The sequence below is a fragment of the Cellulomonas fimi genome (genome assembly GCF_028527925.1).
In the GTDB taxonomy this organism is placed as follows: domain Bacteria; phylum Actinomycetota; class Actinomycetes; order Actinomycetales; family Cellulomonadaceae; genus Cellulomonas; species Cellulomonas fimi_C.
The window spans coordinates 26,238-48,080 of the sequence record NZ_JAPESW010000008.1; the positions used below are offsets into that span (position 1 = coordinate 26,238).

Sequence of the window (21,843 nt, forward strand, 5' to 3'; positions counted from 1 at the left end):
CCGGGGCCCACCTAGCGTCACGGCGTGCGCAGCAACCCGCAGGACGCGCCGCGGCGGCGCCTGGACGACGTCGCGCGGCGAGCAGCCCCCGGCTGGACGCCCGCGCGAGGACTCGCGTCGCCGTCGGCGACGCGCGCGTCCTCCGACGCGGCCGCCGCGCACGACCGTCGGCCGGTCGTGCGCGGGCAGTCGGGTCGCCCGGGCGGTACCGACGGGCCGAGCGGTCCCGGGCTCAGCGGTGCAGACGGGCTCAGCGGTGCAGACGGGCTCAGCGGTGCAGACGGGCTCAGCGGTGCGGACGGGCTCAGCGGTGCAGACGGGCTCAGCGGTGCGGACGGGCTCGGCGGTGCCGGGCTCCGCGGTGAGGCGGGGCTGAGCGGTCCAGGCCGCAGCGTTGTGGACGGGCCGAGCGGTGCGGACGCGCTGAGCGGAGCAGGCGGACTGAGCCGTGGGGGCGGGGGGCGCGGTCCCGACGGGAGCGACGGTGCGGTCGGCGGCGAGCCGCCGGTCAGGACCACACCCCCGGTCGGCACGCCCGCGACGACCACGCCGTCTGCGACGAGGTCGTCGGTGAGCGAGCGCTCGGCCACGTCGCACGGTGCTCCCTCACGGGCGCGCTGGCCGGGTGACCTGCTCCCGCCGGACCCGATCGGCGACCGGTGGACGGGGCCCTCTGGTCCGCCCGGACGACTGCCGCGGTGGGACGCCCACCCGACGAGCCACGCCGCCCCGGAGAGCGACGGCCCGCCGATCGCCGCCCCCGGCTGGGACGCGGACGAGGCGCTCCGACGGGTGCGTGACGGCTACCGCGCGTCGCACGGACCGTCTCCCCTCGACAGGGCCGACGGACAGGACCTCGACGAGGACGTCGCCCCGCACGCGTCCCGCGACGCGGAACCGGTGCGGTGGCTCGTGTCGTGGCGGGTCGCGGCGGCGGCGGTCGTCGTCGTGATCCTGGCCGCTGGGACGATCGCGATCCGGGCCTCGACGCGCGCGACGGGGGCGGTCGTCGAGATCCCCGTCCCCGGAGCCCTCACGGCACCCGCAGACGCCGACGGTGACGGCGTGGCAGGACCGACCGGCGGTACACCCGCGGCGGCGACGGGCGCGCCCACGGTCGGTGCGGTCGTGGTGCACGTCGTCGGCGGCGTCGTGGCACCGGGCGTCGTGCGTCTGCCGGACGGTGCGCGCGTCGCGGACGCTCTCGCCGCCGCGGGCGGCCCGACGGCTGACGCCGACCTGTCGACGGTCAACCTCGCGCGCGTCGTCGTCGACGGCGAGCAGGTCGTCGTCCTGCGCGTGGGGGAGCGGCCCCCGGTGGCGTCCACGACCGGGGCGGCTCCGGGTGGTGGCGCCGTCGGGCCAGGGGCCGCTGCCGGGGCGGCCGGTCCGGTCGACCTGAACACCGCCGACGTGGCCGCGCTCGACGCCCTGCCCGGGATCGGGCCCGTCCTCGCGCAGCGCATCGTCGAGCACCGCACCGAACGTCCGTTCAGCGCGGTCGACGAGCTGGCGGACGTCCGCGGCATCGGCCCCGCGCTCCTCGAGAACCTCCGGCCGCTGGTGCGCGTGTGAGCCGCGGGCCGCGCGCACCCGGCCAGGGGGCCTGGGCTCCCGCCGACCCGCGGAGCAGCGGCGTGGCGCTCCCGCCGGTGCTCGACCTGCGCCTCGCGGGCCCGGCGGTGGCGGCGTGGCTCGCGGCGTCGGCCGTCGTGCGCCTCACGCCGTCGACCGGCAGATGGTTCGCGTGCGCGTGCCTCACGGCGGCCGTCGTGATGCTCGTCCTCGGGGCGGTGCGCGACCGCAGGCGCGGCAGGAGCCCTCGCGCCGTACCTCCGCGCGCCTCTGCGGTGGCGTCCGCCGCGCTCGTCCTCGCCGTCGTCGGGAGCGTGCTCGGCGCGGGTTCGGCGCACGTCGCCGTGCGGGACGAGCTGGCTGCCGCACCGGCGCTCCTGGCGCCCGGTCCCGCTGCGACCGAACCTGCTGCGCCCGGAGCTGTGGTGACCGGACGCGGTGCGCCCACTGGACCTGCTGCGACGGGAGATGCTGCGACCGGACGCGCCGCGACCGGACGTGCTGAGCCTGCTGAGCCCGGGCCCGCTGCGACCGGATCCCCTGCGCCCGGCGTCGGTGAGGGCGGCGTCGCCATCCCGCCGCCGGCGCACGGCGCCGGCGGGCCGACCGCGGGGGCCACCGTGGTGTCGGGGACCGTGCAGGGGATGGCACGGCCGCTCGCACCGTCGTGGCCGGGCGCCCCGCCGCGCGCGCGGGTCGACGTGCGGGTCGACCACGTCGCGACGCACGAGGGCTCCGTGGCGGTGGACGGTCCCGTCGTCGTCGTCGGACCGGCCACGTGGGTCGACGCGCAGCCCGGAGCGCGCGTCCGGGCCGAAGGCCGCTGGTCCGTGCTGCCGGCAGGCGACCGGGCCGCGGCGGTCCTCGTCACCGACGACGGGCCGACGGTCGTCGCACCGTCGCCCAGCGCTGACGCGGCCGCCGCCACGATCCGTGCCGCCGTCACGCGACAGGCCGCCGCGTTGCCGGGTGACGCGGGTGCCGTGCTCCCGGGCGTCACGGTCGGCGACACCGGTGGCGTGCCCGAGGACCTGCGTGACGCGCTACGGGTCGCCGGTCTCACGCACCTCACGGCGGTCTCCGGCGCGCACTTCGCCCTGGTCGGTGCCCTGGCGGTCGCCTGCGTCACCGCGATGGGTGCCCCGCGCGCCGTGCGCGCCGTCGCGGTGGTCGTCGTGGGCGCCGCACTCGTCCTCCTCGTCGGGCCGTCGCCGAGCGTGGTACGGGCGGCCGCGATGGCCGCCGTCGGGTGCGCAGGGCTGGTGGTGGGGCGCCGCTCCGCATCGCCCGCCGCCCTCGCCGCGGCCGTCGTCGCGCTGCTGCTCGGGGACCCGTGGCTCGCGTCCGAGCTCGGCTTCGTGCTGTCGGTGCTCGCGACAGGAGGTCTGGTGCTCCTCGGCGGACCGTTGGCCGACCGGTGGGCCGCCCACCTCCCACGTCCGGCGGCGACCGCGCTCGCGGCACCCGTCGCCGCCCACGTCGCCTGCGCACCAGCGGTGCTGCTCGTCACGCCGACCGTCTCCGTGCTCGGCGTCGTCGCCAACCTGCTCGCGGCGCCGGCGGTCGCGCCGGCGACCGTGCTCGGCCTCGCGGCCGCGGTGATCGGGACCGGGTGGCCGGCCGCCGGCCAGGTCCTGGCCGTGCCCGCGGGGGCCGCGTGCTGGTGGATCGGCGCCGTCGCACGCGCTGTCGCCGCGACCCCGGGCGCGGCGCTGACCTGGCTCCCCGGCGGACCGGGCGGGCTCCTGCTCGCCGTCGCCGGCGCGGCGACCGTCCGGCTGTGCTGGCCGTCGCGCAGCCCGTGACCCGGTGCCCTGGCGCCGGGAGGGTCCGACCGACGCGTCGGTGGCGTCTGGCAGGCTGTGCGCGTGCCTCCCGCCAGTCGCCGTAGCTCCGCCCGTACCGCCGCACCGGCGGGCCCCTCCTGGCAGGACGTCGAGCCGGCGCCGATCGTGCTGGTGAGCGGCCCGGAGGACCTGCTGGCGGACCGCGCGGTGGACCGGCTCGTGGAGCTCGGGCGCGCGCACGACCCCGGCCTCGAGGTCACGCGGCTCGACGCCGCCGACTACACGACGGGCACGCTCTCGGTGGTCACGAGCCCCTCGCTGTTCGCCGAGGACCGGCTGGTCGTGGTGGCGGGCCTGGAGCGCGCGGGAGACGACCTCCTCGCCGACGTCACCGCCTACCTCGCGGCGCCCGCGGCGGACGTCGTCGTGGTGCTGCGCCATGCGGGGGGCCAGCGTGGCAAGAAGCTCCTCGACGCCCTCAAGGCGCAGCGCGTGCCGACCGTCGCGTGCGACGCGGTGAAGACGGACGGCGACAAGACGGCCTTCGTGAGCGCGGAGCTGCGGCGCGCGGGGCGGCGTGCGGACGGACAGGCGGTCCGTGCGCTCGTCGACGCGGTCGGCAGCGACCTGCGGGAGCTCGCGGCGGCGTGCGCGCAGCTCGTCGCCGACACGAACGGCCTGATCGGTGCGGACGTCGTCGAGCGGTACTACGGCGGCCGCATCGAGGCCACGGGGTTCCGGGTGGCCGACGCGGCGGTCGCGGGGGACGCGGGCCAGGCCGTCGCCCTCCTGCGCCACGCACTCGCGACGGGCGTGGACCCCGTGCCCATCGTCGCGGCGCTCGCCGCCAAGCTGCGGGTGCTGGCGAAGGTGGCGGCCGTCCGCGGACGGGGCGCGGGGGCGGTGCGGGAGCTCGGTCTGGCGCCGTGGCAGGCGGACCGTGCGCTCGCCGACCTGCGCCGGTGGACCCCCGAGGGGCTCGCGACCGCGATCTCGTCGGTCGCGCAGGCGGACGCGGAGGTCAAGGGAGAAGGACGGGACCCGCAGTTCGCCGTGGAGCGCGCCGTCCTGCGCGTTGCGGCCGCCTCCGGCACCTCCTGATCGCGTCCACCTCCGGCACGGCGGGATCGCGCAGCCGCGGCACCTCCTGATCGCGACCCGCGTCACGCCGCCCCGACCCGTCCGCGACGCTCAGGGCCGGCTCGAGGTGCGCGGTGCGCTCAGAGCATGAGGGTGACCGCACGCCCGAGCGCGTCGCCCTGCAGGAGGCCGAAGCCGAGCTCGAGGCACCGGGCGCGACGTGCGCTGCTCGAGACCCGTTCGGCGACCAGCAGCGCACCGTGCTCGCGCGCGACGCGCACGAGGTCCTCGCCGCCGGACTCCAGGTCCCGGCAGTCGACCTTGACGTAGTCGGCGTACCGGAGCATCGCCAGCTGGTCGGGGGACGCCACGAAGTCGTCGAGGGCGATCCGGTAGCCGGCGGCCCGCAGGCGGCGCAGGCCGTCGATCACGAGCGGGTCGGCGGCGACGCTCTCGACGACCTCGATGACGAGCCGCCCGGCCGCGGCGGGCAGGGGCAGCTCGCGCACGAGGAAGGAGCGGGTCACGTTGACGAACGCGAGGGCGTCACCGGGGGGCTGCCCGTCGTGGAACAGCGCGGCGAGGACGGAGGACGTCGCACCGTCCTGCAGCCGCGCGCTCCACCGGTCCACGCCGGCGGGCAGGCCCGCCGAGGACCGGTAGAGGTACTCGTGACCGTGCAGGCGTCCGGACGTGGTCCAGATGGGCTGCCGGGCGACCGGGAGGTGCAGAGGTGCGCTCGGCGACGGCGCGGGCATGGTCACGTGGGATGAGAGGCCGCGGCGGCCCGGTCATGACGCCGATCGCTCGATGCTGTGACAGGTCTCACGCCGCGGTGTCACTCCGGGCAGGTTCTCCGCGTCCCGCGCGGCCCGTCGAGGGCGCCTGAGGTCGGCGGCGACGCTCGGCCGGAAGCCACGAGGAACCACGGATCCGGCAGCGACGAGCACGGCGCACGGCCCCATGTCCGTCGTGCGACGGACGCCAGGCGTCGGTGCGGCGGGGTCAGTGGCTGACCGGCCGCGCGCCCGCGCGGTCGAGCACGCCGGCGCGCTCGAGCAGGTTTCCCTGGAAGAGCGAGAAGCCCAGGTCGCGCGCGTACCGCAGCGTGTCCGCGTTCTCGACGTACTCGGCGACCAGGAGCGCGCCGTACGACCGGGCGAGGTCCACGACGGGGTGCCCCTCGACGTCGAGGTCGCGGACGTCGATCTTCACGAAGTCGGCGTGGGGGAGCAGGCGGCGCTGGTCGGCGTTGCTGACGAACCCCGGGACCGCGATCCGGAAGCCCTCCTCGCGCAGGCGGCGCACGCCGGCGAGCACGGCGGAGTCGACGTTGACGGTGTCCGTGATCTCGATGACGAGGCGGTCGGGCCGCCGCGGGACGGCGAGGTCGCCGGTGAGGTAGGCGCGCGGGCAACGGACGAAAAGCAGGCGACCGTGCGCGACGTGCTCGAGGTCGGCGCGACCGAACGTGGCGGCGAGCACGTGCGCGGTCGCGCGCTCGTGCTGGTAGGTGCTCCACGAGTGCGCGGTCTGCGTGTGCTGCCCCGGCGCCCGGTAGGACAGCTGGTAGGCGAACGGCCGACCGTGGGTCGAGAAGATGCCCTGGCGGGCGACGAGCACGGGCTCACGACCGACGCGCCGCTCCCACTCGTCGCGGAGCGAGTCAGGGATCGCAGCCTCGACGGCTGCGGCGAGCCGCGAGATCCGCCCGTCGACGTCGTCCGGTGTCATGGCATCTATGACACCACAACTCCTGGGCTGTGAACCGCTCGCAGGCGGGTGGATTTCTTCGGACATCGCCCCGAGGCGCACGAACCGGGCGGGCGGCGGCAGAACTTCACCCGCTGTGCTGAATCGAGGTGAACGGGAGACAGCACACCGCCGGGGCCGTCATCATTACGGTGACCCAGTCCGTGCATTGCTTGACAGGAGCTTCACCATGCCTCGTCCCCTCTCGTCCGCCCTCGCGATCGTCGCGGTGCTGGCCACGCTCGGTTTCGGCAGCGGCCCGGCCTTCGCAGAGGACACCGTCATCACGCCCTTCTCGGGCGGCGCGACCGGTTGCTGCCGACAGATCATCTGACCTCTCGACGGCCCGACGGCTGCCCGGGTGTCGACGTCGCGGACCACACCCGCATGACGTGGCCCGACGACACCCGGGCACTCGCCGGGCGGAGGGTGATGCGCTGGGCGACCGTCACACATACAATGACTTCCCATGACGACCATTGCTGACCGGGTACGCGAGGCCCGGCTCGCCGCTGGGCTCTCGCAGACGGCGCTCGCCGGGTCGGCCTTCTCGCCCAGCTACATCTCGCTGATCGAGGCCGGGCACCGGGAACCGACCGACTCCGCGCTCGCCGTACTGGCCTCCAGGCTCGGGACGACCCTCGAGTACCTGCGCCACGGCGAGGACGGACCGAACGAGGCGCGGACCCGCCTCGAGATCGACTACGCACGTCTGGACCTCACCCAGGGCGACGCGGCAGGGGCGCTGCGTCGGCTCAAGGCGCTGGACCTCGACGTCGTCACCCCTGCGCTGCGCGTGATGGCGCTCAGCGAGATGGCCCGCGCGCACGAGGCCGTCGGCGAGCTCGAGGAGTCCGTCGCCATCCTCGAGCCGCTCGTCGCCGACGCGCGTGCCCGCAACCACCACGTCGAGGCGGCGACGCTCGCCACGGCGCTCGTGGCGTCCTACCTCGAGGCCGGCGACCTGCACCGCAGCGTCGAGGTCGGCGAGCGCGTGCTCGTGGACCTCGAGGAGGCGGACCTCCTCGGGACCGACGAGCAGCTGCGTCTCGCGTCCACCGTGCTGTGGGCGTATGTCGAGCGCGGCGACCTCCTCTACTCGACGCACCGCGCCGCTGAGCTCATCACGCTCGCCGAGTCGCAGGGCACGCCCCGTGGTCGCGGCAGCGTCTACTGGAACGCCGCGCTCGTCGCCGAGCAGCGACGCGACTACGAGCTGGCCCAGCGGTACACCGAGCGCGCGCTCGCGCTGCTGTCGGAGGGCGAGCCCGACCGTGACCTGCCCCGGCTGCGGCTCAACTACGCCTGGCTGCTGCTCCGCTCGGAGCCCGCGCAGCCGCGCGAGGCCCTCGAGCACATCGAGCGCGCTGCGCCGGACCTCGCGGTGCTCGGCTCGGAGATCGAGCTCGCGCGTCTCGACGTCGAGCGGTCCCGGGCGCACCTGCTGCTCGGCGACCTCGCGACGGCGGAGTCGTTCGTGAAGGCCGCCCTCGACCGGCTGGGCGACCCGCCCCGCATCGAGACGGCGATCGCGCAGCTGTCGTACGGCGACGTGCTCTACGCGCGTGGCGACGACGACGGCGCCGCGAAGGCGTACCGGTGGGCCGCCGACATGCTCGGCATGATGCAGGCGTCGCGGCAGTCCGCGGCGGCGTGGCGCGACCTCGGCGACCGCTTCCTGCGTCAGGGCGACGCCGCGGCGGCCGCCCAGGCGTTCGACCGCGCGCTGCGCGAGGCAGGCTTCCGGCCGTCCGTCCCTCTCAGCAGCTGGGAGACCTGGTCGCTGACCTGACGGAGCCGGAGACAGGTGAAGGCGTCACCCCGCAGGGGGGGTGACGCCTTCACTTATGCCCGCGGCGACGTCTGCCCGCGGCCACGGGGGCCGCGGGGCGCCGGGGGTCGTGCGCGGGACCCGTCCGGCCGCCCGTCCCCGGAGACGACGAAGGCGCCACCCGAGGGTGACGCCTGTCGTGGTGCGAGGGCTGGTGCCCCTGCGAGGTGCCTCAGAGCGCGGCGACGGTCTTGGCGAGCGCCGACTTCTTGTTGGCGGCCTGGTTGGCGTGGATGACGCCCTTCGAGACGGCCTTGTCGAGCTTGCGCGACGCGGTCGCGAGCGCGACCGACGCGGCCTCCTTGTCGCCACCGGCGACGGCCTCGCGGACGCGACGCACGTGCGTCTTGAGCTCGGACTTGACCGCCTTGTTGCGCAGGCGGGCCTTCTCGTTCGTCTTGATGCGCTTGATCTGGGACTTGATGTTGGCCACGTGAAGAACTCTCTGGTGTGTTCGCCGAAGCGAGCTGACAGGTCGTAGAGGGCGCGCACAGCTCCGGGACTGGGGCGTGGGGACACCCGCGGAGAGGAGCTGGGCTTGTGCCCGCCGACCCGGGCGGACACGCAACTCACGATCGTAGCAGGTCGACCCGTGCCGCCCCGAGCCGCGGACGCGACCGGCGGGCGTCAGCGCGAGCGGCGGACGTCCGCGACCGCGCGAGTCACCGCGTCGAAGACGGCGCGGTCGAGGATCGCGCCCTCGCGACGCACCGCCGACCGTGGCAGGCGGATCACCCGGTCGAGGCGGACCTCGCTCGGCCGGCGCTGGGCGTCCCACGGTCCGGTGCCCACGTCCATCCAGACACGTCCCCAGCGGGCCTCGTCGGCCGCGTCACGGTCGTGGTCCTTGCTGGTCATCGTCAGCGCGAGCAGCGTCGCGCCGTCGCGCCCGATCACGAGCACCGGGCGGTCCTTGCCGCGCGACGGGTCGTCCTCGTACGGCACCCACGCCCAGACGACCTCGCCGGGGTCGGGCTCGCCGTCGAGCCTCGGCGCGTACTCCACGCGCGGGCCGGACGGCGCGGTCGCAGGGGCGCCCGGCGAGCGGCCCGGGGCCGGCCGTGCCCGCCCCGTCGTCGCGTCGCGTGACGCCGTCCGGTGGGTCCCGGGGAGCAGGGAGCCGAGTCGGCGGAGCGCGGAGCCGAGGCGTCGGACGGTCGTCACGCGGCCGACGGTACCGGGGTGGGACGTCGACCGTCCGCGTGCGGTGCGGGACGGTCCGCACGTAACGCGACGTTGACACGGGAGGGCTACTGTCCAGCGCATGGCGGACCTCTTCGACGACTACCCGACGGGGGCGGCCTGGGACGAGATGATCGACCCCGGGACGGGCGGCTCCCGGGCGGCGTACCGGCACCTGCACGCGGCGCTCGCGCAGCTGTCGGCCGGTGAGCTGCGGGGACGTGCGGACACGCTCGCGCGCTCCTACCTGGCGCAGGGCGTGACGTTCGACTTCGCGGGCGAGGAGCGGCCCTTCCCGCTCGACGTGGTGCCGCGCGTGGTCGCGGGCGAGGAGTGGGAGCACGTCGCGCCCGGCGTCGCGCAGCGCGTGCGGGCCCTCGAGGCGTTCCTCGACGACGTGTACGGGCCGCAGCGGGCGGTCGCCGACGGCGTCGTGCCGCGGTCCGTCATCGTGTCGTCGGAGCACTTCCACCGCGCGGTCCGGGGGATCCAGCCGCCGAACGGGGTGCGCGTGCACGTGTCGGGCATCGACCTCGTCCGCGACGGGCAGGGCGACTGGCGCGTGCTCGAGGACAACGTCCGCGTGCCGAGCGGCGTCAGCTACGTGCTGTCGAACCGGCGCGCGATGGCGCAGACGTTCCCCGAGCTGTTCGCGGCGCTGAGGATCCGCCCCGTGGCCGACTACCCGCGTCGGCTGCTCGCGGCGCTCACGGCGGCGGCCCCGGCGGGCGTCGACGACCCGACGGTCGTCGTGCTCACGCCGGGCGTCTTCAACTCCGCCTACTTCGAGCACGCGCTGCTCGCGCGGTCGATGGGCGTCGAGCTCGTCGAGGGGCGCGACCTGTTCTGCGCGGCCGGTCGCGTCTGGATGCGGACGACGCAGGGGCGCCGGCGCGTGGACGTCATCTACCGGCGCGTGGACGACGAGTTCCTCGACCCCGTGGCGTTCCGGTCCGACTCGCTGCTCGGCAGCCCGGGCCTCATGACGTGCGCGCGCAACGGCACCGTCACGATCGCCAACGCGGTCGGCAACGGCGTCGCCGACGACAAGCTCGTCTACACGTACGTGCCCGACCTCATCCGCTACTACCTCGGGGAGGAGCCGGTGCTGCCGAACGTCGACACGTGGCGCCTCGAGGACCCGGGCGCGCTCGAGGAGGTGCTCGACCGGCTCGACGAGCTCGTCGTGAAGCCCGTCGCGGGTTCGGGCGGCAAGGGCCTCGTCGTGGGGCCGGCCGCGAGCCGGGCGGAGCTGGCCGAGCTGCGGACGCGGCTCGTCGAGGACCCGCGCGGGTGGATCGCGCAGCCGGTCGTGCAGCTGTCGACGATCCCGACGCTCGTCGAGGACGGGCTGCGACCCCGGCACACCGACCTGCGGCCGTTCGCGGTCAACGACGGCGACGCGGTGTGGGTGCTGCCCGGCGGCCTGACGCGGGTCGCGCTGCCCGAGGGGCAGCTCGTCGTGAACTCGTCGCAGGGCGGCGGGTCGAAGGACACGTGGGTGCTGGGCGGCGCCGTCCCGCGCCGCGCACCGCTCGCGTCGTCCGGGCTGCCCCAACCGGTGCCGCTCGACGCGGCCGTGCCCATCGAGGCGAACCCCAGCGACGTGCGCGTGCAGGTCATGCAGCAGCAGCAGTCGCGCGCGCACGAGGCAGGTGCGCCGTGCTGAGCCGCATCGCCGAGTCGCTGTTCTGGATCGGCCGGTACGTCGAGCGGGCCGACGACACCGCGCGACTGCTCGACGTGCACGTCCAGATCCTGCTCGAGGACCCGTGGGCCGAGGAGGACCTCGCGTGCCGGTCGCTGCTGTCCGTCATGGACCGCACCGCGCCGCCGCCGCACGTCGAGGTCGGCCGCGAGCACGTGCTCGACGTCCTCGCCTACGACCGGTTCGCGCCGTCGGCGATCGCGGGGTCGCTCGTCGCCGCGCGGGAGAACGCCCGGCGTGCGCGCGAGATCATCTCGACCGAGCTGTGGGAGTGCCTCAACACGACGTGGAACCAGCTGCCGTCGCACATGCGGCCCGCGCGGCCGCACGACTACTTCACGTGGGTGCGCGAGAGGGCCGCGGTCGTCGCCGGGATCATGGACTCCGCGACGTCGCGCGACGAGACGTGGGCGTTCATGGTGCTCGGGCGGTCCATCGAGCGCGCCGACATGACCGCCCGCCTGCTCACGACGCGCGCGCTCGCGGGGTCCGCCGGTCCGAGCTGGACGACGCTGCTGCGGTCGTGCGGCGCGCACGAGGCGTTCCTGCGGACCTACCGCGGCACGGCGTCGGACGAGCGCGCGGCCGGGTTCCTGCTGCTCGACCGGCTGTTCCCGCGGTCCATCGTCTTCGCGCTCAACCAGGCGGAGGAGTGCCTCGCGGCGCTCGAGCCGGTGACGGACCGGGCGACGGTCGACGAGGCGCGGCGGCACATCGGGTTCGTCCGGACGAACCTCGAGTACCGGCCGCTGGTGGACGTGCTCGACGCGCTGCCGAAGGAGATGGAGCAGGTGCAGCGCGCGTGCTCGGCGGCGTCCGACGCGATCCGCGGCCGCTACTTCCCGTCGGCGGCGGCGACGACGTGGGTGGGGGAGGCTCTCTAGGTGGCAAGGCTGAGGGTGGTGCACACGTCGACGTTCCGGTACGCCGGGCCGGTCGCGGCGTCCTACAACGAGGCGCGCATGACGCCGCTGTCGCAGATCGGGCAGACGGTGCTCGAGACGCGGCTCGACGTGAAGCCGCACACGTGGTGGCACGAGTACCGCGACTACTGGGGCAGCGCGGTCACGGCGTTCGAGGTGCTCGCGCCGCACGAGTCGCTCGTCATCACCGCGGAGCACGTGGTCGACGTCGCGGAGCGCGTGCCGGGGCGCGCACCGGTCGGCTGGGACGTCCTGCGCGGTCCCGAGCTGCGCGACCGGCTCGCGGAGTTCCTCGCGGACACGCCGACGACCGAGCCGCCCGAGGAGGTCGTCGCGCTCGCGCACCAGGCCGCCGACGGTCTCGAGCCGGCGCAGGCCGCCGAGGCGGTGTGCCGCGCGCTGCGCGACCGGGTCGACTACATCCCGGGCGCGACGACGGTCCACACGCCGGCGACCGAGGCGTGGGCCGCGGGGGCGGGCGTGTGCCAGGACATCGCGCACCTCGCCGTGGGGGCGCTGCGCAGCATCGGCATCCCGGCGCGCTACGTGTCGGGGTACCTGCACCCGCGGTTCGACGCGCCCGTCGGGGAGACGGTGAGCGGCGAGTCGCACGCGTGGGTCGAGTGGTGGACGGGCGAGTGGACGGCGTACGACCCGACGAACCGCGTCCCGGTCGGGGAGCACCACGTCGTGCTCGCCCGCGGGCGGTCGTACGACGACGTCGCGCCGCTGCGCGGGATCTACGCGGGTGCGGGGACGCAGGAGCTCGCGGTCGAGGTGCGGATCACGCGCGAGGCCTAGCCCGTCGGCGGTCGGCCGTCGCGGCGCGCGGGGGCCGTCCGCGGGCGACCCCGCCGGTGCGCGCCCGCTGCGTGGCGGGCGTCAGGGCGTCAGCGCGTCACGGCGTGAGCCGGCGCGCGAGCGCGTCGCCGAGCGCGGCGCGGTCGCCGTCGACGCGGAACCCGTCGTCGTCGGGGGAGCGCCGGCCCCACACGAGCAGCGCGAGATCCTGTGCCGACGCGTGCACGGTCACGGCCGGCGAGCGGTCGCCGCCGAGCGACCACGTGCGAGGGGGCGTCGCGTCGGTCGCGACGAGCGCGACGGGTGCGGGCAGCGGCTCCATCCGGCCGAGCGCCTCCTGGCGCGGCTGCATGACGGTCACCACCTCGTCGACCGTGTCGGCCCAGACAGCGGCGTCGACGTCGAGCGGGAGGCCGCCCGCGGTGCGCAGGTCCCACAGGTGCACGAGCGTCTCGTGCAGCTGGCGTCGGTGCCAGAACGACGCCGGGCCGGGTCCGACGAGCGTGCTCGCGGGGGCGTCGGGGCCGAGCTCGAGGAGGGTGTCCCGGAGCTCGGCCGCGCACGTCGCGTAGAGGTCGACGAGGTCGAACGGTCCGCGGCCGAGCGGCGTCTCGCGGCGACGGCTCGCCTGCCCGGCGGCCCAGTGGTGGATCCGCGCGAGGTGCACGACGAGGTCGCGCACGCGCCAGCGGCCGCACCACGGCACCCGCGCCGTCGGGTCGACCTGCGGGATCGTCGCGAGGAACTCGTCCTGCAGGGCCCCGAGGAGCCGCAGGTGGTCGAGCGAGGCGGCCACGTCCGTCGTCATGGGACCATGGTGGCGTCGACCGCCCACGCGCCGTCAGGTGCGGGGCCGTCACCGACCGTCCGTCGGGCGCCAACCCGCGCCCGCGCCCACCGAAACCGGGAGCCGTCCGCGTTGTCCCCGATCCCGAGCACCGCCGCCGCGTCGCGCATCCGTCCGTCGGCCACCGCTCCCGAGCTGCTGCGCAACTTCTGCATCATCGCGCACATCGACCACGGCAAGTCGACGCTGGCCGACCGCATGCTCCAGCTCACGGGGGTCGTCGAGGCGCGCGCCATGCGGGCGCAGTACCTCGACCGCATGGACATCGAGCGTGAGCGGGGCATCACGATCAAGTCGCAGGCCGTGCGCATGCCGTGGGGCGTGGGCGACCAGGCCTACGCGCTCAACATGATCGACACGCCCGGCCACGTCGACTTCACGTACGAGGTCTCGCGGTCGCTCGCGGCGTGCGAGGGCGCGGTCCTGCTGGTCGACGCGGCGCAGGGCATCGAGGCGCAGACGCTCGCCAACCTGTACCTGGCGCTCGAGAACGACCTGCAGATCATCCCGGTGCTCAACAAGATCGACCTGCCGGCCGCGCAGCCGGAGAAGTACGCCGAGGAGCTCGCGGGCCTCATCGGCGGCGACCCGGCGGACTGCCTCAAGGTGTCCGGCAAGACGGGCGAGGGCGTCGAGGCGCTCCTGGACCGCATCGTCGAGCTCGTCCCCGCGCCCGTGGGCGACGCCGACAAGCCGGCGCGGGCGATGATCTTCGACTCCGTGTACGACACGTACCGCGGCGTCGTCACGTACGTCCGGGTCGTCGACGGCAACCTCAACCCGCGCGAGCGCATCGCGATGATGTCGACCAAGGCGACGCACGAGCTCCTGGAGATCGGCGTCATCTCGCCCGAGCCCGTCCCGACGCAGGGGCTGGGCGTCGGCGAGGTCGGCTACCTCATCACGGGCGTGAAGGACGTGCGGCAGTCCAAGGTCGGCGACACCGTCACGAACGCGAGCAAGCCCGCGAGCGAGGCGCTCGGCGGCTACTCCGACCCCAAGCCCATGGTGTTCTCGGGGCTGTACCCGATCGACGGGTCGGACTACCCCGCGCTGCGCGACGCGCTCGACAAGCTCAAGCTCAACGACGCCGCGCTCAACTACGAGCCCGAGACGTCGGTCGCGCTCGGCTTCGGGTTCCGCGTCGGCTTCCTGGGCCTGCTGCACCTCGAGATCGTGCGCGAGCGCCTCGAGCGGGAGTTCGACCTCGACCTCATCTCGACCGCGCCGAACGTCGTGTACGACGTCGACCTCGAGGACCGCACGACGGTCCGCGTGACCAACCCGAGCGAGTTCCCCGGCGGCAAGATCGGCGCGGTGCACGAGCCGATCGTCAAGGCCACGATCCTGGCGCCGAGCGAGTTCATCGGCGCGATCATGGAGCTCTGCCAGGGCAAGCGCGGCGACCTGCAGGGGATGGACTACCTGTCGGAGGACCGCGTCGAGATGCGCTACATCCTCCCCATGGCCGAGATCGTCTTCGACTTCTTCGACCAGCTGAAGTCGCGCACGCGCGGCTACGCGAGCCTCGACTACGAGCCCATCGGCGAGCAGACGGCCGACCTGGTGAAGGTCGACATCCTGCTCCAGGGCGAGACCGTCGACGCGTTCAGCGCGATCGTGCACAAGGACAAGGCCTACGCGTACGGCGTCATGATGGCGACCAAGCTCAAGGACCTCATCCCGCGCCAGCAGTTCGAGGTGCCGATCCAGGCGGCCATCGGGTCCCGGATCATCGCGCGCGAGACGATCCGCGCGATCCGCAAGGACGTCCTCGCGAAGTGCTACGGCGGCGACATCACCCGCAAGCGCAAGCTGCTGGAGAAGCAGAAGGAGGGCAAGAAGCGCATGAAGACCATCGGCCGGGTCGACGTGCCGCAGGAGGCCTTCATCGCCGCGCTGTCGTCCGACGCCGCCGGCGGCAAGGACGCGAAGGACGCGAAGAAGAAGTGACCGACGCCGCCCGTCGTCGCCGCCGGTTCGCCGAGCTGCACGCCGGCCCGGCGACGTTCCTGCTGCCGAACCCGTGGGACGTCGGGTCGGCGCGGCTGCTCGCGCACGAGGGCTTCGAGGCGCTCGCGACGACGAGCTCCGGCCTCGCGTGGTCGCTCGGCACCGAGGACCAGCACGTCACGCGCGACCAGCTGCTCGCGCACGTGCGGGCGCTCGTCGCGGCGGTCGACGTGCCGGTGCAGGTCGACGCCGAGCGCGGCTACGCCGACGACCCGGCCGGGGTCGCCCAGACCGTCGCGCTGCTGCACGACGCGGGTGCCGCGGGCTGCTCGATCGAGGACTACGACCCGACCGCGGGCGCGGTCGAGCCGCTCGACGCCGCCGTCGCGCGCGTCGCCGCCGCCGCTGAGGCCGCCCACCGCGACGGGGACCCGATGGTCCTGACGGCACGCTGCGAGAACCACCTGTACGGCGTCGACGACCTCGACGACACGGTGACGCGGTTGCGCGCCTACGCCGCGGCGGGGGCCGACTGCGTCTACGCACCCGGGCTCACGACCGTCGAGCAGATCACGACCGTGGTCCGCGCCGTGGACGTGCCGGTCAACGTCCTCGCGTGGCCCGACGGCCCGACGGTCGCCGAGATCGCCGCCGCGGGCGCGCGCCGGGTGTCCGTCGGCGGGGTGCTCGCGTCCGCCGCCTACGGCGCGCTCGTCGCCGCCGCGCGCGAGCTGCGCACCGACGGCACGACCACGTTCCGGCGGCGCGGCCTGACGCCCGCCGACCGTGAGGCGTTCCGCTGATGGCCCCGGCACTGCCCGACGGCGACGCCGCTCCCGACGACGGCGCGCTGCCCGCGTCCGTCGTCGCCGGGGCCGAGGGCCGCGCGTTCGGCGTCTACCTGCACGTGCCGTTCTGCACGGTCCGCTGCGGGTACTGCGACTTCAACACGTACACCGCGACCGAGCTCGGGGCAGGCGCCAGCCAGTCGTCCTACGCGTCGACGGCGCTCGCCGAGATCGATCTCGCCGGGCGCGTGCTCGCCGCGGCCGACCTGCCCGCCCGGCCCGTCTCGACGGTGTTCGTCGGCGGCGGCACGCCGACCGTCCTCCCCGTCGACGACCTCGCGCGCCTGCTGGGCGGTGTGCGCGACACGTGGGGCCTCGCTCCCGGTGTCGAGGTGACGACCGAGGCCAACCCCGACTCGGTGACGCCCGAGTCGCTCGCGGGGCTCGCGGCGGCGGGCTACACGCGCGTGTCGTTCGGCATGCAGTCCGCGGTCCCGCACGTGCTCGCGACGCTCGATCGCACGCACGACCCGCGCCGCATCCCCGACGTCGTCCGGTGGGCGCGCGACGCCGGGCTCGCGGTCTCGCTCGACCTCATCTACGGCACGCCCGGCGAGTCCCTCGACGACTGGCGCACGAGCGTCGAGACGGCCCTCGCGACCGGCGTCGACCACGTGTCCGCGTACGCGCTCGTCGTCGAGGAGGGCACGCGCATGGCCGTGCAGGTGCGTCGCGGCGAGCTCCCGCCCACCGACCCCGACGACCAGGCCGCGAAGTACGAGCTCGCGGACGACCTGCTCGCCGGCGCAGGGCTCGGCTGGTACGAGGTGAGCAACTGGGCGCGCACCCCCGCCGACGCGTGCCGGCACAACCTCGCGTACTGGCGCGGCGACGACTGGTGGGGGATCGGGCCGGGCGCGCACAGCCACGTCGGGGGCGTGCGCTGGTGGAACGTCAAGCACCCGCGTGCCTACGCCGACCGCCTGGCGCGGGGGCTGAGCCCCGCCGCGGGGCGCGAGACCGTCGACGGTGAGTCGGCGGCGCTCGAACGCCTCATGCTCGGTGTCCGCATGGCTGAGGGCCTGCCGATCGCCGACCTCCCGGCCGGCGCACGCCGCGAGGTCGCGGGCCTCGTCGCCGACGGGCTCGTCGACGGTCGCGCCGCGCTCGCGCGCCCCGCGGCCGGCGGCTCGTCGCCCGCAGGCCGGATCGTCCTGACGCGTCGCGGACGGCTGCTCGCCGACGCCGTCGTGCGGACGCTCGCCGCCTGACGCGACGAGGGCGCCACCCGCGGAACGGGAGACGCCCTCGACGTGAGGTGTGCTGCGGGTGTCAGTTCACCATGCGGATGTTCACCGGGTAGCGGTACCACTCCCAGCGGCTCGTGGCCACGGCGGCCAGGATGCCGAAGACGAGCTGCACGACCCACACCGCGAGGATGATGAGCACGCCGATGCCGATGACGCTGAGGATGCCGCCGACCACGTAGGCGATGAGGAGCGTGAGCTGGAAGTTCAGCGACTCCTTCGCGTGGTGCTCGAGGAACGGGCCACGGCCGCGGAACACGAGCCAGATGACCAGCGGGGCGATGAAGCCCACGCCCACGAGCGGCAGGAGGTGGGCGACGATGGCCCACGTCTTCTCGTCGTCGGGCCGCAGCGGCGCCGCGGGCTGCGCGTAGCCGGCCGGGGCGCCCTGCGGGGCACCCGCGTAGGGCTGCTGGGCGCCGTACTGCGCGCCGTAGGGCTGCTGAGCGCCGGACGGCTGGCCGGCGGGCTCACCCGCGGGCTGGCCTGCTGCGGCGTTCGGGTCGGGCTGCTTGGCCCACGGGTCGGGCTGCGGGGTGGTCATCGCACGAGCTCCAGCGAGAAGGGGTAACGGTACGAGCCGCCCTTGTTGACGGCTACGGCTGCGAGGATCGACAGGACGAGGCTGATGATGCCGATGCCGATGATCGCGATCCAGCCGATCACTCCGATGGCGGGCAGGTTCTCGACGATCTTGGCGACGACGAGTCCCACCAGCAGCGTGAGCTGGAAGTTGAGGGCGACGCGGGCCTGCTCGGCCGCCTGGCCGCCGCGCTCGCGGTGCACGAGCCAGATGACGAGCGCCGGGACCCAGCCGATGAAGAAGTAGGCGAGGATCCCGCCGAGGTGGGCGAGCGTCGCCCACGTGCGGGCCTGGTCCGCGCCGGGCGGGTGGTGGACCGGCTGCTGCTCGTACGACATCGCGCTCCTCGGTGCAGGTGCCGACCGGCGCGGGGCCGGCCGAGGTGTGGCGGGCCTGGTGGCCGCGTGCCTGACCGCGTCGGGGCGGGCGAGGCAGCGCGAGCCTACCGATCCCGGGGGACGCGCGCCCAGGGTTCGGCGGGGGTGAGATGTCCGATCCGCGCGGTTCCTTGACACGTCGTGCGCCGCGCCGATTCGATCCGACTGGGCGAGCCTGCCCGCGACAGGAGGCGACGCATGAGCGAGAACCCCGGCGGAGAGCGCCGCGACGACGAGCAGCGGCCCGACGTGCCGCTCGACAAGCCCACGCCCCCGCAGCCGGAGGCCACGCCGCCCGCCGACGGTGCGTACCCGCCACCGCCCGCACCCGCGCCCGGCGGCTACCCGCCGCCGCCCGCGCCTGGGGGCTACCCGCCGCCGCCTGCGCCTGGGGGCTACCCGCCGCCTGCCGCGCAGGGCGCGTACCCGCCCCCGGCGCCCGGTGGCCCCGGGTACGGCCAGACGCCTCCCGCCGGCGGCTACCCCCCGCCGGCGGGCTATCCGGCACCGGCGGGTTACGGGCCGCCGTCGTCCACCGCGCCGATCGGCGAGTCGCTGCAGTACGGCTGGCAGAAGTTCACGACCAACGGCGGCGTGTTCGTCGCGGCCACCCTCATCTGGCTCGCGATCGCGGCGGTCGTCGTCTTCCTGGTGACGCTGGTGTTCGGCGGGCTCTCGGCGCTCGCGGACCCGGACGGCGACGGCGTCCCGAACGGGATGGGGCTCGGCTTCTCGTTCGGCTTCGTCGTCATCTACACCGTCGCGTGGCTCGTGGCGTACCTCGTCCAGGCCGCGTTCGTGCGGGTGTCGCTCAACCTCACGTACGGCAGGCCGGTCGCCCTCGGCGACTTCTTCCGCTTCGAGAGCTCGGGTCCGGTGGTCCTGACGGCGCTGCTGCTGGCCGCGGTCAACCTCGTCGTGGGCCTCGTGGCGTGGATCCCGCTGATCGGCTGGCTCGTGAGCGTCGCGGCGAACCTGCTCGTGCTGTTCACGCTGTGGTTCGTCATCGACAAGCAGCTCAGCCCCGTCGACGCGCTGCGCTCGAGCGTGCAGCTCGTGACCTCGAACCTCGCGACGACGGTCCTGTTCTACCTGGTGGGCGGAGCCATCATCTGGGCGGGCGCGATCCTGTGCGGCGTCGGCCTGCTGGTCGCCGTCCCGATCGTGCTGGTGGCGACGTCGTACCTGTACCGGCGTCTGCTCGGGGAGCCGATCGCGCCCTGACGACACACCGGACGGCGCGCACGACGCCCCGCCCCGGACCGCGAGGGGCGGGGCGTCGTCACGCCGTGACGAAGTCGATGAGCTCCTCGACCCGGCCCAGCAGGCTCGGCTCGAGGTCGGCGTAGGTGCGGACGCTCCCGAGGATCCGCTTCCAGGCGTGCGCGACGTCGGCCTGGTCGGCGGCCGGCCAGCCGAGCTCGCGCAGGATGCCGTGCTTCCACTCGGTGCCGCGCTCGATCGTCGGCCAGCGGTCGAGCCCGAGGCGCTGGGGTCGGACCGCCTGCCACACGTCGACGTACGGGTGGCCGAGCACGAGCACGGTCCCGGCGGCGGCCGAGCGCGTGACCTCGGCGGCGATCCGGCTCTCCTTGGACCCGGGCACGAGGTGGTCGACGAGGACGCCGAGGCGACGTCCGGGGCCGGGCGCGAACGCGCGCACCGCGTCGGGCAGGTGGTCGACGCCGTCGAGCAGCTCGACGACGACGCCCTCGAGCCGCAGGTCGTCGCCCCACACCTTCTCGACGAGCTCGGCGTCGTGCCTGCCCTCGACCCAGATCCTGCTGCCGCGCGCGACGCGCGCCTGCGCACCCTGCACCGCGCGTGAGCCGGACGCGGTCCGGGTCGGGGCGGCCGGCGCGGTCGCGCGGACGGCGGCGGTGAGCTCGACGGGCTCGCCGTCGACCCAGAACCCCGGTCCGAGCGGGAAGGTGCGCGTCCGGCCGCGCCGGTCCTCGAGCACGACGACGTGCATCCCGCCCGACTTCTCGACGCGGACGACCGCGCCGACCCAGCCCGTCGTCACCTCCTCGACCACGAGGCCGACGTCGGCGGCCTGCGGCCGTGACGTGCGGGCCGGGCGGTGGTGGGCGGAGCCGGAGCCCCCGAGCACGTCCGAGCCGTAGCGGTCCTGAGTCACGCGCGGCACTCTAGGGCGCCGGTGCACGCGCCGCCGGCACGTCGGGGGCGCGGCGTAGGATTGGCACTCGTGCACGGCGAGTGCTACCCGGGTCGGCGAGGCCCGGGTCCGACGCGGGGGAGGCGAGAGTGAGCGAGGACCGTCGGCTGGACGTGCTGCGCGCGATCGTCGAGGACTACGTCGCGACGCGCGAGCCGGTCGGGTCGCGCGCGCTCGTCGAACGGCACGCGCTGGGCGTTTCGCCCGCGACGATCCGCAACGACATGGCGGCCCTCGAGGACGCCGGGTACATCGCGCAGCCGCACACGTCGGCCGGCCGCGTGCCGACCGACAAGGGCTACCGCCTGTTCGTGGACCGGCTCACGACCGTGAAGCCGATGTCGGCGGCCGAACGGCGCGCGATCGGTGCGTTCCTCGACCACGCGGTCGACCTCGACGACGTCGTCGACCGTGCCGTGCGGCTCATCGCGCAGCTCACCGGGCAGGTCGCGGTCGTGCAGTACCCGTCGCTGCGGCGCTCCGCGCTGCGGCACGTCGAGCTCGTCACCGTGGGCGCGCGCCACCTGCTCGTCGTGCTCATCACGGACACGGGCCGCGTCGAGCAGCGCACGCTCGAGCAGGACCACGACGTCGACGAGGCCGTCGTGGCGCAGCTGCGCGCGCGCCTCAACGTCGCCGCGACCGGCCGCCGCCTGTCGGAGCTGCCCGACGCGTTCCGCGAGCTCCACGACGCCTTCGCTCCCGAGGACGCCCCGCTCGTCCGCCAGGTCGTCGCGCTCGTCGAGGAGACGCTCGCGCAGGAGAGCGAGGAGCGCGTCGTGCTGGCCGGTACCGCGAACCTCGCGCGCGGCGGTGGCGTCGACTTCGCGCACACCATCGGGCCCGTGCTGGAGGCGCTCGAGGAGCAGGTCGTGCTGCTGCGCCTGCTGTCCGAGATGGCCGAGGACCAGGCCGCCGTGAGCGTGCGTATCGGCCGCGAGACGCAGCACGAGGGCCTGCTCGAGACGAGCTTCGTCACGACCGGCTACGGCGACGAGAGCGGCGCGGTCGTGGCCCGCGTCGGGTCGCTCGGCCCGCTGCGCATGGACTACCCCGGGACGATGACCGCCGTGCGCGCCGTCGCCCGCTACCTGACCCGCATCCTCGCCGGATGAGCCCTCTGCGGCGTCCCCGGCCCGTCCCCACCGCGTGCCTGAGCACAGGAAGCGA

At 74.9% G+C, this 21,843-nt stretch carries 21 protein-coding genes; 13 read left to right on the plus strand and 8 right to left on the minus strand.

Translation table 11 applies throughout. The features are described 5' to 3' along the window. Nucleotides 1-570 precede the first annotated feature (570 nt). The 3 genes from OMK64_RS21030 (at nucleotide 571) to holA (ending at nucleotide 4,463) form a co-directional block, all read left to right on the plus strand. The gene (locus OMK64_RS21030; protein ID WP_272727120.1) at nucleotides 571-1,575 is read left to right on the plus strand and encodes a ComEA family DNA-binding protein; all 1,005 of its coding nucleotides are present in this window, start codon (nucleotides 571-573) and stop codon (nucleotides 1,573-1,575) included. A 644-nt stretch (nucleotides 1,576-2,219) separates the two neighbouring features. After that, nucleotides 2,220-3,380: a ComEC/Rec2 family competence protein gene (locus OMK64_RS05705; RefSeq protein WP_272727121.1), complete on the plus strand. Its 1,161-nt coding sequence runs from the start codon at nucleotides 2,220-2,222 to the stop codon at nucleotides 3,378-3,380. 63 nt (nucleotides 3,381-3,443) lie between these two features. Next, nucleotides 3,444-4,463 (plus strand): DNA polymerase III subunit delta, encoded by a 1,020-nt coding sequence (holA, locus tag OMK64_RS05710; RefSeq protein WP_272727122.1) that lies wholly within the window; start codon nucleotides 3,444-3,446, stop codon nucleotides 4,461-4,463. Between the two features lie 119 nt (nucleotides 4,464-4,582). Here the strand turns inward: holA and OMK64_RS05715 are convergent, their stop codons facing one another. Continuing rightward, nucleotides 4,583-5,200 carry an EAL domain-containing protein gene (locus OMK64_RS05715; protein ID WP_272727203.1) on the minus strand — a complete coding sequence of 206 codons (618 nt, stop codon included), beginning with the start codon at nucleotides 5,198-5,200 and terminating at the stop codon, nucleotides 4,583-4,585. A 247-nt stretch (nucleotides 5,201-5,447) separates the two neighbouring features. Beyond that, complete coding sequence (locus tag OMK64_RS05720) at nucleotides 5,448-6,176, minus strand: EAL and HDOD domain-containing protein (protein WP_272727123.1); 729 nt, start codon at nucleotides 6,174-6,176, stop codon at nucleotides 5,448-5,450. A gap of 208 nt (nucleotides 6,177-6,384) precedes the next feature. On the opposite strand from OMK64_RS05720, the gene OMK64_RS05725 reads away from it, so the two are divergent. Both OMK64_RS05725 and OMK64_RS05730 read left to right on the plus strand, forming a co-directional pair. Then, nucleotides 6,385-6,528: a hypothetical protein gene (locus OMK64_RS05725; RefSeq protein ID WP_272727124.1), complete on the plus strand. Its 144-nt coding sequence runs from the start codon at nucleotides 6,385-6,387 to the stop codon at nucleotides 6,526-6,528. A gap of 135 nt (nucleotides 6,529-6,663) precedes the next feature. Next, complete coding sequence (locus tag OMK64_RS05730; protein ID WP_272727125.1) at nucleotides 6,664-7,986, plus strand: helix-turn-helix domain-containing protein; 1,323 nt, start codon at nucleotides 6,664-6,666, stop codon at nucleotides 7,984-7,986. Nucleotides 7,987-8,197: 211 nt separating this feature from the next. Here the strand turns inward: OMK64_RS05730 and rpsT are convergent, their stop codons facing one another. Both rpsT and OMK64_RS05740 read right to left on the minus strand, forming a co-directional pair. Then, nucleotides 8,198-8,458, minus strand: coding sequence for a 30S ribosomal protein S20 (gene rpsT / locus OMK64_RS05735; protein WP_272727126.1), 261 nt, complete (start codon nucleotides 8,456-8,458; stop codon nucleotides 8,198-8,200). 194 nt (nucleotides 8,459-8,652) lie between these two features. Beyond that, nucleotides 8,653-9,189 carry a type II toxin-antitoxin system PemK/MazF family toxin gene (locus OMK64_RS05740; protein ID WP_272727127.1) on the minus strand — a complete coding sequence of 179 codons (537 nt, stop codon included), beginning with the start codon at nucleotides 9,187-9,189 and terminating at the stop codon, nucleotides 8,653-8,655. Between the two features lie 100 nt (nucleotides 9,190-9,289). Between OMK64_RS05740 and OMK64_RS05745 the strand changes: the two genes are divergently transcribed. Genes OMK64_RS05745 through OMK64_RS05755 form a run of 3 tightly spaced genes read left to right on the plus strand, consistent with a single transcriptional unit; the run spans nucleotide 9,290 to nucleotide 12,639 of the window. Further along, nucleotides 9,290-10,876 carry a circularly permuted type 2 ATP-grasp protein gene (locus tag OMK64_RS05745; protein ID WP_272727128.1) on the plus strand — a complete coding sequence of 529 codons (1,587 nt, stop codon included), beginning with the start codon at nucleotides 9,290-9,292 and terminating at the stop codon, nucleotides 10,874-10,876. Then, entirely contained in the window at nucleotides 10,870-11,799 is a 930-nt protein-coding gene (locus OMK64_RS05750; RefSeq protein ID WP_272727129.1) for an alpha-E domain-containing protein, read from the plus strand. The genes OMK64_RS05745 and OMK64_RS05750 overlap by 7 nt, the downstream gene beginning before the upstream one ends. Continuing rightward, nucleotides 11,800-12,639 (plus strand): transglutaminase family protein, encoded by an 840-nt coding sequence (locus OMK64_RS05755; RefSeq protein ID WP_272727130.1) that lies wholly within the window; start codon nucleotides 11,800-11,802, stop codon nucleotides 12,637-12,639. Between the two features lie 97 nt (nucleotides 12,640-12,736). Here OMK64_RS05755 and OMK64_RS05760 read toward each other — a convergent pair whose 3' ends face one another. Next, on the minus strand, nucleotides 12,737-13,447 hold the full coding sequence (locus OMK64_RS05760) for a maleylpyruvate isomerase family mycothiol-dependent enzyme (protein WP_272727131.1): 711 nt from the start codon (nucleotides 13,445-13,447) through the stop codon (nucleotides 12,737-12,739). Between the two features lie 111 nt (nucleotides 13,448-13,558). Between OMK64_RS05760 and lepA the strand changes: the two genes are divergently transcribed. From lepA to hemW, 3 genes are read left to right on the plus strand one after another with little or no spacing between them, the layout of a single operon-like run. Beyond that, entirely contained in the window at nucleotides 13,559-15,439 is a 1,881-nt protein-coding gene (gene lepA, locus OMK64_RS05765) for a translation elongation factor 4 (RefSeq protein WP_272727132.1), read from the plus strand. Then, on the plus strand, nucleotides 15,436-16,242 hold the full coding sequence (locus OMK64_RS05770; protein WP_272727133.1) for an isocitrate lyase/PEP mutase family protein: 807 nt from the start codon (nucleotides 15,436-15,438) through the stop codon (nucleotides 16,240-16,242). The genes lepA and OMK64_RS05770 overlap by 4 nt, the downstream gene beginning before the upstream one ends. Beyond that, a complete protein-coding gene (hemW, locus tag OMK64_RS05775; RefSeq protein ID WP_272727134.1) occupies nucleotides 16,242-17,498 on the plus strand; it encodes a radical SAM family heme chaperone HemW in 1,257 nt (418 codons plus the stop codon). The genes OMK64_RS05770 and hemW overlap by 1 nt, the downstream gene beginning before the upstream one ends. 61 nt (nucleotides 17,499-17,559) lie before the next feature. On the opposite strand, the gene OMK64_RS05780 is transcribed toward hemW, so the two are convergent. Both OMK64_RS05780 and OMK64_RS05785 read right to left on the minus strand, forming a co-directional pair. Continuing rightward, nucleotides 17,560-18,078 carry a DUF4870 domain-containing protein gene (locus tag OMK64_RS05780; RefSeq protein WP_272727135.1) on the minus strand — a complete coding sequence of 173 codons (519 nt, stop codon included), beginning with the start codon at nucleotides 18,076-18,078 and terminating at the stop codon, nucleotides 17,560-17,562. Next, nucleotides 18,075-18,455, minus strand: a complete 381-nt coding sequence (locus OMK64_RS05785; RefSeq protein WP_272727136.1) for a DUF4870 domain-containing protein — start codon at nucleotides 18,453-18,455, stop codon at nucleotides 18,075-18,077. Before OMK64_RS05785 ends, OMK64_RS05780 begins: the two co-directional genes overlap by 4 nt. 237 nt (nucleotides 18,456-18,692) lie before the next feature. On the opposite strand from OMK64_RS05785, the gene OMK64_RS05790 reads away from it, so the two are divergent. Further along, on the plus strand, nucleotides 18,693-19,718 hold the full coding sequence (locus OMK64_RS05790) for a DUF2189 domain-containing protein (RefSeq protein WP_272727137.1): 1,026 nt from the start codon (nucleotides 18,693-18,695) through the stop codon (nucleotides 19,716-19,718). Nucleotides 19,719-19,776: 58 nt separating this feature from the next. On the opposite strand, the gene OMK64_RS05795 is transcribed toward OMK64_RS05790, so the two are convergent. After that, nucleotides 19,777-20,634 (minus strand): DUF3097 domain-containing protein, encoded by an 858-nt coding sequence (locus OMK64_RS05795; protein WP_272727138.1) that lies wholly within the window; start codon nucleotides 20,632-20,634, stop codon nucleotides 19,777-19,779. A 128-nt stretch (nucleotides 20,635-20,762) separates the two neighbouring features. Here OMK64_RS05795 and hrcA point away from each other — a divergent pair, with 128 nt between their 5' ends. Continuing rightward, nucleotides 20,763-21,788 (plus strand): heat-inducible transcriptional repressor HrcA, encoded by a 1,026-nt coding sequence (hrcA, locus tag OMK64_RS05800; RefSeq protein ID WP_272727139.1) that lies wholly within the window; start codon nucleotides 20,763-20,765, stop codon nucleotides 21,786-21,788. The last annotated feature ends 55 nt before the right edge of the window (nucleotides 21,789-21,843 follow it).

Bases quoted from the DNA above. Each gene is read 5' to 3' on its own strand.
- OMK64_RS05725 (WP_272727124.1), top strand. From the start codon at position 6,385: ATGCCTCGTCCCCTCTCGTCCGCCCTCGCGATCGTCGCGGTGCTGGCC.
- OMK64_RS05720 (WP_272727123.1), bottom strand. From the start codon at position 6,176: ATGACACCGGACGACGTCGACGGGCGGATCTCGCGGCTCGCCGCAGCC.
- OMK64_RS05715 (WP_272727203.1), bottom strand. From the start codon at position 5,200: ATGCCCGCGCCGTCGCCGAGCGCACCTCTGCACCTCCCGGTCGCCCGG.
- OMK64_RS05785 (WP_272727136.1), bottom strand. From the start codon at position 18,455: ATGTCGTACGAGCAGCAGCCGGTCCACCACCCGCCCGGCGCGGACCAG.
- OMK64_RS05730 (WP_272727125.1), top strand. From the start codon at position 6,664: ATGACGACCATTGCTGACCGGGTACGCGAGGCCCGGCTCGCCGCTGGG.
- hemW (WP_272727134.1), top strand. From the start codon at position 16,242: ATGGCCCCGGCACTGCCCGACGGCGACGCCGCTCCCGACGACGGCGCG.
- OMK64_RS05705 (WP_272727121.1), top strand. From the start codon at position 2,220: ATGGCACGGCCGCTCGCACCGTCGTGGCCGGGCGCCCCGCCGCGCGCG.
- OMK64_RS05790 (WP_272727137.1), top strand. From the start codon at position 18,693: ATGAGCGAGAACCCCGGCGGAGAGCGCCGCGACGACGAGCAGCGGCCC.
- OMK64_RS05745 (WP_272727128.1), top strand. From the start codon at position 9,290: ATGGCGGACCTCTTCGACGACTACCCGACGGGGGCGGCCTGGGACGAG.
- OMK64_RS05760 (WP_272727131.1), bottom strand. From the start codon at position 13,447: ATGACGACGGACGTGGCCGCCTCGCTCGACCACCTGCGGCTCCTCGGG.
- OMK64_RS05780 (WP_272727135.1), bottom strand. From the start codon at position 18,078: ATGACCACCCCGCAGCCCGACCCGTGGGCCAAGCAGCCCGACCCGAAC.